Raw genomic sequence first — 16,581 nt, 5'->3', positions numbered from 1 at the left:
CCATGCGCAAGTCGCAAAAGGAAATCGCCGAAAGCAGCCGCGGAATTTCGCGCCGGGTGCTGATGCTGGGCGTCATTCAGGCCTCGGTCGTCAGCGTTCTGGGGCTGAAGCTGCGGTCGATGCAACTGGAACATGCCGAGCAGTATCGGCTGCTGTCCGACGGTAACTCGATCAAGATACGCCTGCTGCCGCCCGCACGTGGGCTGATCCTTGACCGCAACGGCACGATCATCGCCGGGAACGAACAGAATTACCGCGTCACCCTGACGCGCGAGGATGCGGGCGATCTTTCGACCGTGGTGGCCCGCCTGCGCAAGATCATCCCGATGACCGACCGACAGGCCAGTGATCTTATCGCGGAAATCCGGCGTCGCAGTGCGGTCACGCCGGTCATGGTGGCCGACCGCCTGACATGGCAGGAATTTTCGTCGATCGCACTGAATGCGCCGACCCTGCCGGGTGTCACGCCGGAATCCGGCCTGTCGCGCAGCTATCCGCGCGCGGGCGATTTTTCGCATGTGCTGGGCTATGTCGGCCCGGTTTCGGATTATGACCTGTCCAAGATCGAAAACCCCGATCCGGTCTTGCGTCTGCCTGAATTCCAGCTTGGCAAGGTCGGGATGGAGGCACGGCTGGAGGAGGCTCTGCGCGGCAAGGCCGGTGCGCGCCGGGTCGAGGTGAACAGCGCAGGCCGCGAAATGCGCGAACTTTCCCGCCAGGAGGGGCAGCAGGGCGCGACCGTGCAGACGACGCTGGATGCGCGACTGCAGAACTTTGCGACCCAGCGGCTTGGCACGGAAAGCGCCGCTGCCGTTGTGATAGACGTGACGAACGGCGATATTGTCGCGATCTCCTCCTCTCCGGTGTTCGATCCCAACAAATTCGTGCGCGGCATCAGCGGCCCGGATTACCGCGAGCTGATGTCCCACGACCATCGTCCGCTGGCCGACAAGACCGTGCAGGGGGCTTATCCGCCCGGCTCGACCTTCAAGCTGGTGACCCTGCTTGCGGGGCTTGAGGCAGGGGTGATCAACGCCGGCACGCGTTATTTCTGCCCCGGCTATCTGCAACTGGCCGGGCGCCGCTTCCACTGCTGGAGCCGGGGGGGGCATGGTTCCGTCGATGCGATCGGCAGTCTGGAACATTCCTGCGACGTGTATTTCTATGAACTGGCGCAACGGGTGGGCATCGACCGCATCGCGGCCATGGCGCGCAAGATGGGCATCGGTGTCCGCCACGACCTGCCCATGTCGGCCATCACCGAAGGCATCGCCCCGGACCGCGCGTGGAAACGCGCGCGTTACGATCAGGAATGGCAGGTGGGGGATTCGCTCAATGCCTCGATCGGTCAGGGCTATGTGCTGGCCTCGCCGTTGCAGCTTGCGGTGATGACGGCCCGCGTGGCCACGGGTCTTGAGGTGATCCCGCGGCTGGTGCGTTCGATCGACGGCGTGCAGGAACCCGTGCCGCAATTTGCCGAGCTGGGGCTGAATCCGCTGAACCTGCGCACGGTGCGCGGGGGCATGGACGCCGTGATGAATGCCGAACGCGGCACGGCGCGGCGGTCTCGCATCATCACGCCCGAATGGCAAATGGCGGGCAAGACCGGCACCAGTCAGGTCCGCAACATCACCGCGGCCGAACGCGCGCGCGGCGTAATCCGAAACGAACAATTGCCATGGAACCGCCGCGACCATGCGCTTTTCGTCTGTTACGCCCCCTATAACACGCCGCGTTATGCGGTCTCGGTCGTGGTCGAACATGGCAGCGGCGGCTCGACCGTGGCCGCTCCGATTGCGCGCGACATCCTGCTGTTTGCGCTGGCCGACGGCCTGCCACCGATCACCGCCTATCCCGATGGTGAACGCGCCAAGGTGCAGGAAATCTGGTCGCGCATGAACCTGATGCCCGAGCCGAAACCCAATACCGCACGGGCCCGCGCATGAGTTATCTGGACTATACGGTCGAGCGTGTGCCGACCGGCTGGCGCAAGATTCTGCATCTGAACTGGCCGCTGGTTTTCCTTGTCACTGCAGTCAGTTGCATCGGTTTCCTGATGCTTTATTCCGTTTCGGGCGGCAATATCGACCAATGGGCCGGCCCGCAGATGGAGCGGTTTGCAGCGGGCATGGTCATCATGGTGGCGCTGGCCTTCGTTCCGATCTGGTTCTGGCGGTCAATCTCTGTTTTCTCCTATGCGATCTGCGTGCTGTTGCTGGTGCTGGTCGAACTGATGGGCCATGTCGGCATGGGCGCCCAACGCTGGCTGGTGATCGGCCCGATCCGCATCCAGCCGTCCGAGCTGACCAAGATTGCCTTCGTGATGACGCTGGCCGCTTATTACGACTGGCTGCCCGTCGAAAAGGTCTCGCGCCCGCTTTGGGTGCTGATCCCGATCCTGCTGATCCTGACACCCACGGCGCTGGTGCTGATGCAGCCCGATCTGGGCACCTCGGTCATGCTGATCGCGGGGGGCGGCATCGTCATGTTCGCGGCAGGCGTCAGCCTGTGGTATTTTGGCGCGGTGATCGCCATTGTCGTGGGCCTTGTGACCGCCGTGATGGAAAGCCGCGGGACGGATTGGCAGTTGCTGCACGACTACCAGTTCCGGCGGATCGACACCTTCCTTGATCCCGGCTCGGACCCGCTGGGCGCGGGCTATAATATCATGCAGGCCCAGATCGCGCTGGGATCGGGGGGGTGGTCCGGTCGCGGCTTCATGCAAGGCACGCAATCGCGGCTGAACTTCCTGCCTGAAAAGCACACCGACTTCATCTTCACCTCGCTGGCCGAGGAGTTCGGCTTTGTCGGCGCGGTATCGCTGCTGACGCTTTACGTGCTGATCCTTGGCTTTTGCCTGCATTCCGCATTGACCAACCGGGACCGCTTCGCCAGCCTGATGACAATTGGCATCGCAGGGACATTCTTCCTGTATTTCGCCATCAACATGGCCACGGTGATGGGAATGCTGCCTGCCAAGGGCTCACCCTTGCCACTGGTCAGCTATGGGGGAACCTCGCTGATGATCCTGCTGATGGGTTTCGGCATCGTGCAATCCGCGCATGTTCACAGGCCGCGCTGATGCGGGTGCTGTTTGCTGCGCCTGCGCGCCAATGGGATGAATGGGCACCGGCCCTGCGCAATGCCTGCCCCGAGATCGAGCTTTGCCGCGACGGCGATCCGGCCGGCTTCGATGCGCTGGTCTATGCGCCCGGCTACCCCGAAGATGGCACGGTGCTTGATTTTTCGCCCTTTACCCGCGCCCGCGTGGTGCAAAGCCTGTGGGCGGGGGTCGAACGGATCGTGACCAACACCACGCTGACACAGCCCTTGTGCCGGATGGTCGATCCGGGACTGACGCGTGGCATGGTGGAATATTGCCTTGGCTGGACGATGCGCGCGCATCTGGGAATGCACGTCTATCGGCAGGATGGCGTGTGGCGCAACGACGTGATGCCGCCGCTTGCCTCGTCGCGCAATGTCAGCATTCTTGGGATGGGGGAATTGGGGCGCGCCGTCGCCACGGCGCTGCTGGCGCTGGGGTTTCGCGTCACCGGCTGGTCGCAATCGGGACGCGAGGTTCCGGGCGTCGATATGCTGGCAGGCGACGCGCTGCCCAAGGCCCTGTCGCGGGCCGAGATCCTGATTTGCCTGCTGCCCGACACCCCGGACACGCGCAACCTGCTGGATGCGGAACGGCTGGCCCTGCTGCCCAAGGGTGCGACGATCATCAATTCCGGGCGCGGCACGCTGATCGACGACACGGCGCTGCTGGCGGCGCTGAATCGCGGCGATCTGGGCCATGCCGTGCTGGACGTGTTCCGCACCGAACCCCTGCCCGCCGACCATCCGTTCTGGACCAATCGGCACGTGACTGTGACGCCCCATGTCGCCGCCGACACGCGGGCCGAAACCGCTGCGCCGGTGGCCGCGGAAAACCTGCGCCGCGCCATGCAGGGTGCGCCGCTTTTGCATCTGGTCGATAGAAAACGCGGCTATTGAAACCGTTTGTTTACGCTGGCTGGGGCAGCATGTTATCGGGCAAATGATGGCGGCGCCGCAATCTAAGGTTGCGGTCCCGTAAAGCGTAGGAAAACGGCGCCCGCGCCGATGGAGTGATGGCATGGTGATTACCCCTGTTCTGCTGGCTGGCGGCTCGGGCACGCGGCTTTGGCCGGTTTCGCGCAAAAGCTTTCCCAAGCAATTCGTGCCGCTGGTGGGCGAAGATACGCTGTTCCAAGCTTCGGCCAAGCGTCTGTCGGGCGATCGTTATGCCGCCCCGCTGGTGATGACGAATGCCGATTTCCGCTTCATCGTCGGCGAGCAATTGGGCAAGATCGGCATCATACCTGCAGGCATCCTGATCGAGCCTGCGGGCCGCAACACCGCCCCCGCAATTCTGGCCGCCGCGTTGACCGTGGCGCAAAAAGACCCCGAGGGGCTGCTGCTGGTCGCGCCGTCCGATCACGTCGTCCCCGATACCGAAGCCTTTGGCCGCGCCGTCGATCTGGGCGTTCCTGCCGCGTTGGCGGGCCGGATCGTCACCTTTGGCATCACGCCCACCCGCCCGGAAACCGGCTATGGTTACATGGAGGCCGAGGGCGTGGGCGAAGGTCCGGTGACGCTGAAACGCTTTGTCGAAAAGCCCGATCTGGCCAATGCCGAAGCGATGATCGCGCAGGGCAATTTCCTGTGGAATGCGGGGATCTTCCTGTTCTCGGCCCGGACGCTGATTGCGGCTTTCGAACAGCACGCACCCGAATTCCTGACACCCGTGCGCGCCGCCCTGACCGAAGCCAAGCGCGATCTGGTTTCCTGCGTCTTGCCCCAGAACCGTGGGAGCGTCTGCCCGATCTGTCGATCGACTATGCGGTGCTGGAAAAGGCCGACAACCTGTCGGTCGTGCGCTTCAGCGGCCATTGGTCGGACCTTGGCGGCTGGGACGCGATCTGGCGTGAATCGCAGGGCGATGTCCCTGCCGAACGCGGGGCGGTGACGGATGACCGCTCGACCGCCATTGATTGCGACAATGTGCTGCTGCGCTCGCAGGATGAAGGCATCGAAGTCGTCGGCATCGGGCTGAAGGATGTGATGGTCGTATCGACCAAGGATGCCGTGCTGGTCGCAGGCATGGACCGCGCGCAGGACGTCAAAAAAGCCGTCGCCGCACTGAAGACCAAGGGCGCGCGTCAGGCCGAGGCGTTCCTGCGCGACAACCGTCCGTGGGGCTGGTATGAAACGCTGGCGCTGGCTGACCGTTTTCAGGTCAAGCGCATCGTGGTGAACCCCGGCGCGGCGCTGTCGCTGCAATCGCATTTCCACCGATCCGAGCATTGGATCGTGGTGTCGGGCACGGCGCGCGTGACGGTGGATGAAACCGTGACCCTGGTGACGGAAAACCAGTCGATCTATGTGCCCTTGGGCGCGGTCCACCGCATGGAGAACCCCGGCAAGGTGCCGATGGTCCTGATCGAGGTGCAGACCGGCGTTTATCTGGGCGAAGACGACATCGTGCGCTACGAAGACGTCTATTCGCGCAGCTAGGCGGTTGGGGCGCAGCGATCTGCGCCCCGTTCAATCCGCGCCGGGCCGCAGCAATCGTCGGTAAAGCTGATCCAGAAACCCCTGCGCCTCGGCAAAGGGGTCATGGCCGTCGCCCAGCACCGCGCGCACCTGCACCTCGAAATCGGCGTAATGCTGGGTCAGCGCCCAGATCGAAAACAGCAGGTGATGCGGGTCGGTGCGTGCGATCCGTCCCTCGGCCATCCAGACGGCGATCAGCGCGGCTTTTTCATCGACCAGTTCGCGCAGCGCCCCGCCAAGGATCGATGCCAGTCGCGGTGCACCCTGCAAAACCTCATTCGCGAAAAGCCGGCTTTCCTGTGGATAGTCCCGCGACATTTCCAACTTGCGGCGCGCATAGGCAAGGATCTGGTCCGCCGGGTCGCCCGCTGCCTGCAATTCGCGCAGCGGCCCCAGCCACAGGTCCAGCAACGCCTCCAGCAGTTCCGTATGGATCGCGTCTTTCGAGGCGAAGTAATACAGCACATTCGGCTTGGACAGGCCCGCCACATCGGCGATCTGGTCGATGGTCGTGCCCGCAAAACCGCGTGCCGAAAATTCCTGCAACGCGGCAGCCAGGATCGCCTCGCGGTTCTTTTTCTGGATGCGGCTGACGCGGCGTGGCTTTTCTGACATCGCGTTTCCCCTGCCCCCGGACTGCGGCGCGCGACGCCCCGACATCGCGGCGCTTGACTGCCAATCGCCCCGTGCTAGCCTGATCCTGACCAACTGGTCAATATTTTCGCGGGTTGCGTGGCGCCTCCATGCCCCACCGATCCAACCGACCGTCCGCAGAAGACGGCGGCCAGACAGGAAGGATGACGCGATGACCACTGCCACCGGCGGAACGATTTCGGCTGCGCTGCCCACGGCCAATATGAAGGTCGATGGCGACCGGCTTTGGAACAGCCTGATGGAGATGGCCAAGATCGGCCCCGGCATTGCAGGCGGCAACAACCGTCAGGCCCTGACCGACGAAGACGGCCAAGGCCGCCGCCTGTTCCAGTCATGGGCCGAAGATGCGGGCATGGTCATGTCCGTCGATCAGATGGGTAACATGTTCTTTCGCCACGAAGGGACCGAGCCTTCGCTTGATCCCGTCTATATCGGCAGCCATCTGGACACCCAGCCCACCGGCGGCAAATATGACGGCGTGCTGGGCGTGCTGGCGGGGCTGGAGGTGATCCGCGCCATTCGCGACATGGGCATCCGCACCCGCCGCCCCATCGTCGTCACCAACTGGACGAATGAGGAAGGGACGCGGTTCGCCCCTGCCATGCTGGCCTCGGGGGTGTTTGCGGGCGTGATCGATCAGGACTTCGCCTATGGCCGCAAGGATGCCAAGGGGGCCAGCTTCGGCGATGAACTGACGCGCATCGGCTGGCGCGGCGATGAAAAGCCCGGCGACCGCAAGATCCACGCCATGTTCGAATATCACATCGAACAAGGCCCCATCCTCGAAGCCGAGGGCCGCGAGATCGGCGTCGTCACCCACGGACAGGGCCTGCGCTGGATCGAATGCACCGTGACGGGCAAGGGTCAGCATACCGGCTCGACCCCCATGCGGATGCGGCGCAACGCCGGGCGTGGTCTGGCGCAACTGACCGAGCTGGCGCACGAAATCGCAATGAAGCACCAGCCCGATGCGGTGGGGGCGATCGGCCATATCGATGTCTATCCCAACAGCCGCAACATCATCGCCGAAAAGGTCGTCTTCACCGTCGATTTCCGCAGCCACCTGCTGCCCGTGCTGCTGGACATGGCGCAGGAATTCCTGCACCGCGCGCCGGACATCTGCGCCGCTTTGGGATGCGAATTCGACAGCCAGATCGTCGGCCAGTTCGACCCGCCCGCCTTCGATCCGACGCTGGTCGGCACGGTGCGCCGCGCCGCCGAAAGATTGGGCTACAGCCATATGGATATCGTCTCAGGCGCGGGTCATGACGCCTGCTGGGTCAACAAGGTCGCGCCGACGGTGATGATCATGTGCCCCTGCGTTGATGGCCTGTCCCATAACGAGGCCGAGGAGATAAGCCCCGAATGGGCCGCGGCCGGCGCGGATGTGCTGCTGCACGCGGTTCTGGAAACGGCCGAGGTCGTGGCGTGACGACTTGCGGGATTTCGACAAAGGAAGGGATGAGGGCATGAGCACGGTCATCAAGGGCGGCACCATCGTCACGGCGGATCTAAGCTATCCCGCAGATGTGCTGATCGAAGACGGGCGCATCGCCGCGATCGGTCAGGGCCTGTCGGGTGACAAGGTGCTGGATGCGACCGGCTGCCTGATCATGCCCGGCGGGATTGATCCGCATACGCATCTGGAAATGCCCTTCATGGGCACCTATTCCGCCGATGATTTCGAATCCGGCACTCGCGCCGCGCTGGCGGGCGGCACGACGATGGTGGTGGATTTCGCGCTGCCCTCGCCCGGTCAGGGTCTGATGGACGCACTGAAGATGTGGGACAACAAGTCGGGCCGCGCGCATTGCGACTATTCCTATCACATGGCGGTGACATGGTGGGGCCAGCAGGTCTTTGATGAAATGGCCGAGGTCGTGGATCGTGGCATCACCAGCTTCAAGCATTTCATGGCCTATAAGGGCGCGCTGATGGTGAACGATGACGAATTGTTCGCCAGCTTCCGCCGCGTCGGCGATCTGGGCGGTCTGGCAATGGTCCATGCCGAAAACGGCGATGTCGTGGCCGAGCTTTCGGCGCGCCTGCTGGCCGAAGGAAATACCGGACCCGAAGGCCACGCCTATTCCCGACCTCCGCAGGTCGAGGGCGAGGCGACAAACCGCGCCATCATGATCGCCGATATGGCGGGCGTGCCGCTATATGTCGTCCATACCTCGTGCGAAGACAGCCACGAAGCCATCCGCCGCGCCCGCCAACACGGCAAACGTGTCTGGGGTGAGCCGCTGATCCAGCATCTGGTGCTGGACGAAAGCGAATATTTCAATGCCGATTGGGACCACGCGGCACGGCGCGTCATGTCGCCGCCGTTTCGCAACAAGCTGCATCAGGACAGTCTTTGGGCGGGGCTGCAATCGGGCAGTCTGTCGGTGGTGGCAACGGATCACTGTGCGTTTACGACCCAGCAGAAACGCACCGGCATCGGTGATTTCACCAAGATCCCCAATGGCACTGGCGGGCTGGAGGATCGGATGCCGCTGCTTTGGACGCATGGCGTGGGCACGGGGCGACTGACACCCAACGAATTCGTCGCCGTCACATCGACCAATATCGCAAAGATCCTGAACCTTTACCCGAAAAAGGGCGCGGTGCTGGTCGGAGCCGATGCCGATCTGGTGATCTGGGATCCCAAGGCCGAGAAGGTCATCACATCGGCCAGTCAGCAATCCGCTATTGATTACAACGTCTTCGAGGGGATGAAGGTCACCGGCCTGCCCCGTTATACCCTGACGCGCGGCGTGGTGGCTGTGGCCGATGGCAAGGTGGACAGCCGCGAAGGGCATGGCGAATTCGTCGGACGCGAGGCGCGGCCCGCCGTCAACCGCGCATTGTCGGCATGGAAGGAGCTGACCGCGCCGCGCCCGGTCGAACGCAGCGGCATTCCCGCAAGCGGGGTGTGATTTGGCGGTCGTCGATGCCCGCGATGTCAGCCTGACATTCCAGACCGCCGATGGTCCCGTCCATGCGCTAAAGGATGTCAGCCTTCGGATAGAAAAGGGCGATTTCGTCAGTTTCATCGGCCCCTCGGGCTGCGGCAAGACCACGTTCCTGCGCACCATCGCCGCGTTGGAAAAGCCGACCGGCGGCAATCTTAGCGTCAACGGCATGACCACGGATGAGGCGCGCCGGAAACGCGCCTATGGCTATGTTTTTCAGGCACCGGGGCTTTATCCGTGGCGGACGATTTCGGGGAATATCTCCTTACCGCTTGAGATCATGGGATTTTCCAAAGCGGACCGGCAGGCGCGTGTGGCGCGGGTTCTGGAACTGGTGGAACTTGCGGGCTTTGGCGGCAAGTTCCCATGGCAGCTTTCGGGCGGGATGCAGCAACGCGCCAGCATCGCGCGGGCCTTGGCATTCGACGCCGATATCCTGCTGATGGACGAACCCTTTGGCGCCCTGGATGAAATCGTGCGCGACCGATTGAACGAGGCGCTCCTGGAGCTTTGGAGGAAAACCGGAAAAACCATTGGTTTCGTAACGCATTCCATCCCCGAGGCGGTTTATCTGTCCACAAGGATCGTCGTCATGTCGCCACGACCGGGGCGGATCACGCGGATCATCGAAAGCACGCTGCCCCGCGAAAGACCGCTGGAAATCCGCGATACGCCCGAATTCATCCGCATCGCCCAAGAGGTGCGCGAGGGTCTGCGCGAAGGCCACAGCTATGACTAGGCTGCTACCCATTCTGACCGTGCTGCTGGCCATCGTGCTGGTCTGGTATCTGGCAGCGGTCGGGATGAACGCGCCCTGGGCCCGCGATCAGGCGGCGCGGGCGGGGCAAAGCCTGTCCCTGCCCCAACTGGTCCGCGCGACGATGGTGCAGGAACGCCCGGTTCTGCCCGCCCCGCATCAGGTCGCCATCGGGCTGTGGGACGGAGTGGTAGGACAGAAAATCACCTCGAAGCGCAGTCTGGTCTGGCATGGCTGGATCACGCTGTCGGCAACACTTGCGGGTTTTGCGATTGGCGCGGGGGCTGGAATTCTGCTGGCCGTGGGGATCGTGCATAGCCGCGTCATGGATTTGTCGGTGATGCCTTGGGCCATTGCCAGCCAGACCGTTCCGATCCTTGCCATCGCGCCCATGGTGATCGTGGTCTTTGCCAGCGCAGGCGTCACGGGGCTGGTGCCCAAAGCCATGATCTCGGCCTGGCTGTCGTTTTTTCCGGTGCTGGTCGGCATGGTCAAGGGGCTAAGGACGCCGGACACAATGCAGATGGACCTGATGCGATCGTGGAACGCCTCGGGTCGGCAGACATTCTGGCGGCTGCGGCTGCCCTCGGCCATGCCCTATCTGTTCGCCAGCCTCAAGGTCGCGGTGGCGGCGGCGCTGGTCGGCACCATCGTCGGGGAATTGCCCGCGGGTGCCACTGCGGGATTGGGTGCGCGCCTGCTGTCTGGCAGCTACTACGGCCAGACCGTGCAGATATGGGCGGCGCTGTTTGCCGCAGCGGCCCTTGCTGCCGCCTTGGTCGCGGTCATTGGCGGGATCGAGCGGTTGACGCTGCGCCGCATGGGATTGGCGCGATGAAGGGCGAACTCTGGGGCGAGCCAACCGTGTCGATGCTGCGTCAGTTGAAGTTTCTGGCCAGCTTTGTCGCCCCTCCGGCGCTTGCTGCGCTGGTTTTTGCGCCAAGGTATTTTCCGCTGCTGTTCGCATGGCTGGCGGGCTGGGCGATCAACGTCTGGCTTGCACACTATGACAATCGCCTGACCCGAGCGGCCATCCCGCTGATTTTCGGCGCGACGCTGCTGGCAATGTGGGAAATGGCCGTGAATGTCTTTGCCATCCCCGCCGTGATCCTGCCCGCGCCCAGCCAGATATGGACGGCGTTTATGCAGAATATCCCGCTGCTGTGGGGCGATTTCGTGCAGACCATCCTGCGCGGCGCGCTGACAGGCTGGCTGATGGGGGCCGCGCTGGCGGTGGGCACTGCGATTTCCATCGACCGCTCGTCGTTTTTGCAGCGCGGGTTGCTGCCCATCGGGAATTTCGTCGCGGCCCTGCCGATCGTCGGTATCGCGCCGATCCTTGTGATGTGGTTCGGTTTCGACTGGCAATCCAAGGCGGCGGTCGTGGTGGTCATGGTGTTCTTTCCGATCCTTGTGAACATGGTCGCGGGGCTGCGCGCGACCGACGCGCTGGCCCGCGACCAGATCGCGACATGGGGCGCAAGCTACGGGCAGGCTTTGGTGAAACTGCGCCTGCCCCATGCGATGCCCTTTCTGTTCAATGGACTGAAGATCACAACCACGCTGGCCCTGATCGGCGCAATCGTGGCCGAGTTCTTTGGCAGCCCCACGCGCGGCATGGGCTTTCGCATCAGCACCGCCGTGGGGCAGTTGAACATGCCTTTGGTCTGGGCGGAAATTCTGGTGGCGGCTTTGGCTGGCACCGCGTTCTATGGAATCGTGGCACTGATCGAGAAACGGGTGACCTTCTGGCACCCCTCGCAGCGCGCGTAAGGGGCGCAGACCCCGTCAACAGTGGAGAGAGAGATGAAATACCTGATAAGTGCGGCCACGCTTGCGCTGATGGCGGGAACGGCCCAGGCCGCCGACGATCTGACGCTGCAGTTGAAATGGGTGACGCAAGCCCAGTTCGGCGGCTATTACGTCGCGCTGGACAAGGGCTTTTACGAAGAGGAGGGCCTGAACGTCACCATCAAGCCCGGCGGACCCGACATAGCCCCGGTTCAGGTGCTGGCCGGGGGCGGCGCGGATGTGGTCGTCGAATGGATGCCCGCCGCATTGGCCGCGCGCGAAAAGGGTCTGCCCATCGTCAATATCGCCCAGCCATTCAAATCCTCGGGGATGATGCTGACCTGCCTGAAGGAAACCGGGATCACCGACCCCAAGACGGATTTCAAGGGCAAGACGCTGGGCGTCTGGTTCTCGGGCAACGAATATCCGTTCCTGTCGTGGATGAATACGCTGGGGCTGAAAACCGATGGCAGCCCCGACGGGGTGACCGTGCTGAAACAGGGCTTCAACGTCGATCCGCTGCTGCAAAAGCAGGCCGCCTGCATCAGCACCATGACGTATAACGAATATGGCCAAGTGTTGGACGCAGGCATCAAGCCCGAGGATCTGGTGACTTTCAAATACGAAGATCAGGGCGTGGCCACGCTTGAAGACGGGCTTTACGTGCTGGAACCCACGCTGAACGATCCGGCCATGCAGGAAAAGCTGGTGAAATTCGTCCGCGCCAGCATGAAAGGCTGGAAATACGCCGAGGAACACCCCAAAGAAGCCGCCGAAATCGTGCTGGAGAATGACGAAACCGGCGCACAGACGCTGGAGCATCAGTCCCGCATGGCCACCGAGGTCGCCAAGCTGACCGCCGGTTCAACCGGCGCGCTGGAGGAGGCTGATTACCAGCGCACCGTGGACACGCTGCTGTCGGGCGGATCGGACCCCGTGATCTCCAAGGCACCTGAAGGGGCGTGGAGCCACGCGATCACCGACAAGGCGCTGCAATAAGCATCGCATGGGGCATGGAAAAAGACCGCGGGGGCGTTCGCGCCCTTGCCTGATGCCGCACTGCAAGGCATGAGGCGGCATGGAAACCACGCCACAGAAATCAAACCGCCACAATCTGACCGACGATGCGCAGGCAATTGCCTATGGCAGCTTCATGGCCTCGGTCGGGGTGTTGTTGCTGACGCATCTGGGTTTCGTGACCGGGCAGACGGCAGGGCTGGCGATCCTGATTTCATACGCGACCGGCTGGGGGTTCGGGCCGGTGTTCTTTGTCGTGAACCTGCCATTCTATTGGCTGGGCTATAAGCGGCTGGGGCTGCGCTTTGTCGTCAAAAGCTTCATCGCAGTTGCGCTTTTGTCGTTGCTGGTTGGCTGGCTGCCGGCCTTTTTGCAGTTCGGCGCGGTTCATCCGGCCGTGGGCGCAGTGCTGATCGGCTGCATGACCGGATCGGCACTGCTGGCGCTGTTTCGGCATGGCGCGTCGCTGGGCGGCATTGGCATCGTCGCGCTTTATCTGCAGGACGCCACGGGTTTCCGCGCTGGCTGGACGCAGCTGATATTCGATGCCTGCCTGTTCGCCGTCGCGCTAAGCTTGCGCGACTGGCAGGCGGTGGCATGGTCGGCCTTGGGCGCGCTGGTGCTTAATCTGGTGATTGCGATCAACCACCGGCGCGACCGTTACATCGCCTAGGCCGGGACGCCCAGCGGGCGTTTGACGTTGGCGGTCCAGCCCAGCAGGCGCTGTTCGGCCTGAACGATTGCGGGACGCTTCATCAGCGACGGCTTGGCCTCCAGCATCTGCAGTGGCGTCTGGGCGCGCTCATCCTCGGACATGCCGCGCCATGTCAGGCTGGCGCGGTTGACCAGCTTGTCACCGAAATCGGCAATCATCGTCTGCCATTCGTCAGCGCTAAGCGGCGCGTCCTTGACGTCGCGGAAATCGACGGTCCAGCCTTGCGCTTCCAGTTCGGCACGGGCCTTTTGACAGGTCGAGCAATGCCCGAGGCCATACATCTTCAGTTTTTTCACGGTCACACCAAGGGGATCAGAGGAATGCCGCCGCAAGCCGAAAGGCACAGCAGCGCGGCAAGGGACAGGATCAGGCGCATGAATTTCTCCGTCAGGCAATGACGGGATTATCGTCGGTTCAAGACCAAGGCTCAATGCCCGGCGTGCAGGCGGGCCTTGATGCGGCGCATGGCCAGCCAGACCCCGCCCACGACCACGGGCGTCAGGCCCGCGATGAGCACAGCCTTGTCCACGTGCAGCGCATGAGCCAGCGGATAAAGCGCATAACCCAACAGACCGACCGCGTAATAGCTGATGGCCACGACCGACAGCCCTTCGACCGTGTGCTGCAGGCGCAGTTGCAGGTCGGCGCGGCGATCCATCCGCTCCATGATCTCCTGGTTCTGGGCGCCGCGCCAGACATCGACCCGCGTGCGCAGCAACTCGCCCGCCCGTTCGCAGCGGTCCAGCATCGCGGTCAGCCGCCGCTCGGCCGATTTGGCGGTGCGCATGGCGGGCTGATAGCGGCGTTGCATGAACTCCGTCAGCATCTGCCCGCCCATGAAGCGCGTTTCCCGAAGCGAGGCCACGCGGTCCATCACAATCGCCTCATAGGCCGTCGTCGCGCCAAAGCGGAAACTGTGCGTGGTCGCTGCACTTTCCAGCCGGGCCGAAACCGACAGCAAATCCTGCAGCACCGCCTCGGCCGGGCGGGCATCGTCGGTCATGCCCTGAACGATGTCGTTCAGCAGCGGGTCCAGCGCATTCATCTGCTGCGTCAGGTCGCGGGCACGGCCCAGACCCAGCATCGACATGGCGCGATAGGTTTCCAGATCCAGAAGGCGCTGCACGATCCGCCCGATGCGACCAGAGGCGGTGTCCGGGCGCACGAAAATCGCAAAGCGCATCCAGCCTGCCGGGTCGATGCGGAAATCGCCCGCCACCACCGCCGACTGGTCCAGCACCCAGACCGATGCAAGGCTGTCTGCAGCAAACCATTCCTCAAGCCGGGGCAGAACGTCGCGCGGGTCGTCGGGCAGAATATCGACATGGATCATCACCGCCGCCACGCGCTTTCCCGGCGCTGTGGTTTGCCAATCCGCGGGAAAAACCTCGCCTATCGAGGGATCAAAGGGTCGTGGCGGCAGCCCGCGCGAAAACGCGGCATAGGTCACGAATTCGGTATGGCTTTCCCAGCGCAGCTTGTGGCGTCCCAGCGTCGCCTTGTAATGCCCGGCCTGCGGATCCGGTCGCGGTGCACCGTGGCGGGCGCAAAGCTGCGCCAGATGCTGAACGTCGCGCACGCGGTCACGGTTCGCCGCGTCCATCGGTTCCTTCATCGCCAGAAAGACGCCGGTGCACGGCGCTTCCAGCCGCGGCGAAGGCCGGGCATGAAGTTCATTCACAAGTTCGTAGCGAAGCGGGTGATCGGCTGCGTCTTTCATATCTGCATGAATAACAGTCGCCCAAAACGCAGCAAGATGGAAAGCATAAGCCCGGTGGGATGAGCCAAAATGCCGCAGGCTCCGGTTTTCGTGAATGGCGCATCATTGCCCGAAACCGCGTCACAAGGCAAAATGGCGCAAAATAAACGCCATGGGGCAGGATTATGAAAAGCTGGATCGTCAAAGTGCTGGCCGTTGGCCTGATTCTGGGACTGGCCGCCTGTGCGCCCAGCAAGTTCAAGACCTACAAGGGTCCGCCGATCACGCAGGTCATCGTCAAGAAAAGCGAACGCAAGATGTATATGGTCAGCGGTAATCGCGCCGTAAAAGTCTATGACATCGGGCTGGGCACGCAACCTATCGGGCACAAGCAGTTCGAGGGTGACGGAAAAACGCCCGAAGGCATCTACTATATCGACCGCCGCAATCCCAACAGCCGTTATCACCTGTCGGTCGGCGTCTCATATCCCAATCCGAACGATACCGCGTTCGCGCTGTCGCAGGGCAAGCTGCCGGGCGGCGACATATTCATCCATGGCCAAGGCCCAGAAGGCCGGGTGCTGGCGCCCCAACGCCGCGACTGGACGGTCGGCTGCATCGCCGTCACAGATGACGAAGTGGAGGATATTTATGCCATGTTGCGCGAAGGCACGCCTATCATAATTGCCCCCTGATCTGGGGATAATTCAATCTAAAGTTGCAAAAGCCATTGAAAGCGCACGTTTTTCTTGTATGGCAGACCTATTCAAAAGGTCAGATGGCATTCTGTCCGGCAAGGGATTAACAGAAAGTAAATCCCAAGACCGTACTGAGTGCCTATGTATCTGCCCCCAGTCATACACGAAGAACTGATCGATTCGATCGAGACCGAGGGCTATGTCCCCGGCCAGATCGAGTCTGTCATGCGCTTCGGTCCCAAGTCGAAATGGCGTGCCGGCGCCATTGTCGCGAGTTCGACCGAGCGTTCGCAGGCCGTAGCGACGCGCTGCGCCCTGCTTATCCCCCGCAGGGGAAAGCGCACGCGGAAGCTGGCGTTGCACCCTGCCCTGCCCGCCGATGTCATCAAATCCATGCTCCAGGCTCTTTGATACCCACCACCACCACAAGATCGGCGTGACAAAAAAGGCGGGCCCTTTGGCCCGCCTTAATCGTTTCGGCACATGGGCCCGGATCAGTCGATCATGGGCAGCAATGCGTCGATGGATTTCTTGGCGTCGCCATAGAACATCCGGGTGTTGTCCTTGTAGAACAGCGGGTTTTCGATGCCGGAATAGCCGGTGCCCTGACCGCGCTTCGACACGAAGACCTGTTTCGCCTTCCAGACCTCAAGGACCGGCATCCCGGCGATGGGGCTGTTGGGATCTTCCTGCGCCGCCGGGTTCACGAT

General features: G+C 62.9%; 16 protein-coding genes and 1 pseudogene. 13 read left to right on the top strand and 4 right to left on the bottom strand.

The window, feature by feature from the left end:
- Window positions 1-2 precede the first annotated feature (2 nt).
- The 4 genes and pseudogenes from mrdA to FN835_RS03890 all read left to right on the top strand — a co-directional run bounded on the left by mrdA (window position 3) and on the right by FN835_RS03890 (window position 5,544).
- Window positions 3-1,946, top strand: a complete 1,944-nt coding sequence (gene mrdA / locus FN835_RS03905; protein ID WP_142661904.1) for a penicillin-binding protein 2 — start codon at window positions 3-5, stop codon at window positions 1,944-1,946.
- The gene (rodA, locus tag FN835_RS03900) at window positions 1,943-3,082 is read left to right on the top strand and encodes a rod shape-determining protein RodA (protein WP_142661903.1); all 1,140 of its coding nucleotides are present in this window, start codon (window positions 1,943-1,945) and stop codon (window positions 3,080-3,082) included. The genes mrdA and rodA overlap by 4 nt, the downstream gene beginning before the upstream one ends.
- Window positions 3,082-4,002 (top strand): 2-hydroxyacid dehydrogenase, encoded by a 921-nt coding sequence (locus FN835_RS03895; protein ID WP_142661902.1) that lies wholly within the window; start codon window positions 3,082-3,084, stop codon window positions 4,000-4,002. The genes rodA and FN835_RS03895 overlap by 1 nt, the downstream gene beginning before the upstream one ends.
- 121 nt (window positions 4,003-4,123) lie before the next feature.
- Window positions 4,124-5,544: pseudogene (locus tag FN835_RS03890) on the top strand (mannose-1-phosphate guanylyltransferase/mannose-6-phosphate isomerase).
- 30 nt (window positions 5,545-5,574) lie between these two features.
- Here FN835_RS03890 and FN835_RS03885 read toward each other — a convergent pair.
- Window positions 5,575-6,198, bottom strand: coding sequence for a TetR family transcriptional regulator C-terminal domain-containing protein (locus tag FN835_RS03885; protein WP_142661901.1), 624 nt, complete (start codon window positions 6,196-6,198; stop codon window positions 5,575-5,577).
- A gap of 190 nt (window positions 6,199-6,388) precedes the next feature.
- Here FN835_RS03885 and FN835_RS03880 point away from each other — a divergent pair, with 190 nt between their 5' ends.
- From FN835_RS03880 to FN835_RS03850, 7 genes are all read left to right on the top strand, one after another.
- Window positions 6,389-7,669, top strand: a complete 1,281-nt coding sequence (locus FN835_RS03880; RefSeq protein ID WP_142661900.1) for a Zn-dependent hydrolase — start codon at window positions 6,389-6,391, stop codon at window positions 7,667-7,669.
- 37 nt (window positions 7,670-7,706) lie between these two features.
- Window positions 7,707-9,158 (top strand): dihydropyrimidinase, encoded by a 1,452-nt coding sequence (hydA, locus tag FN835_RS03875; protein WP_142661899.1) that lies wholly within the window; start codon window positions 7,707-7,709, stop codon window positions 9,156-9,158.
- A 1-nt stretch (window position 9,159) separates the two neighbouring features.
- Window positions 9,160-9,933 carry an ABC transporter ATP-binding protein gene (locus FN835_RS03870; protein WP_142661898.1) on the top strand — a complete coding sequence of 258 codons (774 nt, stop codon included), beginning with the start codon at window positions 9,160-9,162 and terminating at the stop codon, window positions 9,931-9,933.
- Window positions 9,926-10,789 carry an ABC transporter permease gene (locus FN835_RS03865; RefSeq protein ID WP_142661897.1) on the top strand — a complete coding sequence of 288 codons (864 nt, stop codon included), beginning with the start codon at window positions 9,926-9,928 and terminating at the stop codon, window positions 10,787-10,789. The genes FN835_RS03870 and FN835_RS03865 overlap by 8 nt, the downstream gene beginning before the upstream one ends.
- The gene (locus FN835_RS03860; protein ID WP_246098646.1) at window positions 10,786-11,724 is read left to right on the top strand and encodes an ABC transporter permease; all 939 of its coding nucleotides are present in this window, start codon (window positions 10,786-10,788) and stop codon (window positions 11,722-11,724) included. Before FN835_RS03865 ends, FN835_RS03860 begins: the two co-directional genes overlap by 4 nt.
- 33 nt (window positions 11,725-11,757) lie before the next feature.
- Window positions 11,758-12,741 carry an ABC transporter substrate-binding protein gene (locus FN835_RS03855; RefSeq protein WP_221930394.1) on the top strand — a complete coding sequence of 328 codons (984 nt, stop codon included), beginning with the start codon at window positions 11,758-11,760 and terminating at the stop codon, window positions 12,739-12,741.
- 79 nt (window positions 12,742-12,820) lie between these two features.
- Entirely contained in the window at window positions 12,821-13,432 is a 612-nt protein-coding gene (locus FN835_RS03850) for a YitT family protein (protein WP_142661895.1), read from the top strand.
- Here the strand turns inward: FN835_RS03850 and FN835_RS03845 are convergent.
- Window positions 13,429-13,770: an arsenate reductase family protein gene (locus FN835_RS03845; RefSeq protein WP_425467449.1), complete on the bottom strand. Its 342-nt coding sequence runs from the start codon at window positions 13,768-13,770 to the stop codon at window positions 13,429-13,431. The genes FN835_RS03850 and FN835_RS03845 overlap by 4 nt on opposite strands.
- Window positions 13,771-13,901: 131 nt before the next feature.
- Entirely contained in the window at window positions 13,902-15,194 is a 1,293-nt protein-coding gene (locus tag FN835_RS03840) for a DUF3422 family protein (protein WP_142661894.1), read from the bottom strand.
- 164 nt (window positions 15,195-15,358) lie between these two features.
- Between FN835_RS03840 and FN835_RS03835 the strand changes: the two genes are divergently transcribed.
- Window positions 15,359-15,868, top strand: a complete 510-nt coding sequence (locus FN835_RS03835; protein ID WP_142661893.1) for a L,D-transpeptidase family protein — start codon at window positions 15,359-15,361, stop codon at window positions 15,866-15,868.
- A gap of 144 nt (window positions 15,869-16,012) precedes the next feature.
- On the top strand, window positions 16,013-16,282 hold the full coding sequence (locus FN835_RS03830) for a hypothetical protein (RefSeq protein ID WP_142661892.1): 270 nt from the start codon (window positions 16,013-16,015) through the stop codon (window positions 16,280-16,282).
- Between the two features lie 83 nt (window positions 16,283-16,365).
- Here the strand turns inward: FN835_RS03830 and FN835_RS03825 are convergent.
- Window positions 16,366-16,581, bottom strand: a 216-nt coding sequence (locus FN835_RS03825; RefSeq protein ID WP_142661891.1) for an NAD(P)(+) transhydrogenase (Re/Si-specific) subunit beta, incomplete at its 5' end; no start/stop codon positions are given.

The organism is Paracoccus laeviglucosivorans, from assembly GCF_900182695.1.
Lineage (GTDB): Bacteria > Pseudomonadota > Alphaproteobacteria > Rhodobacterales > Rhodobacteraceae > Paracoccus > Paracoccus laeviglucosivorans.
This window is presented reverse-complemented; position numbering and strand designations above follow the sequence as displayed.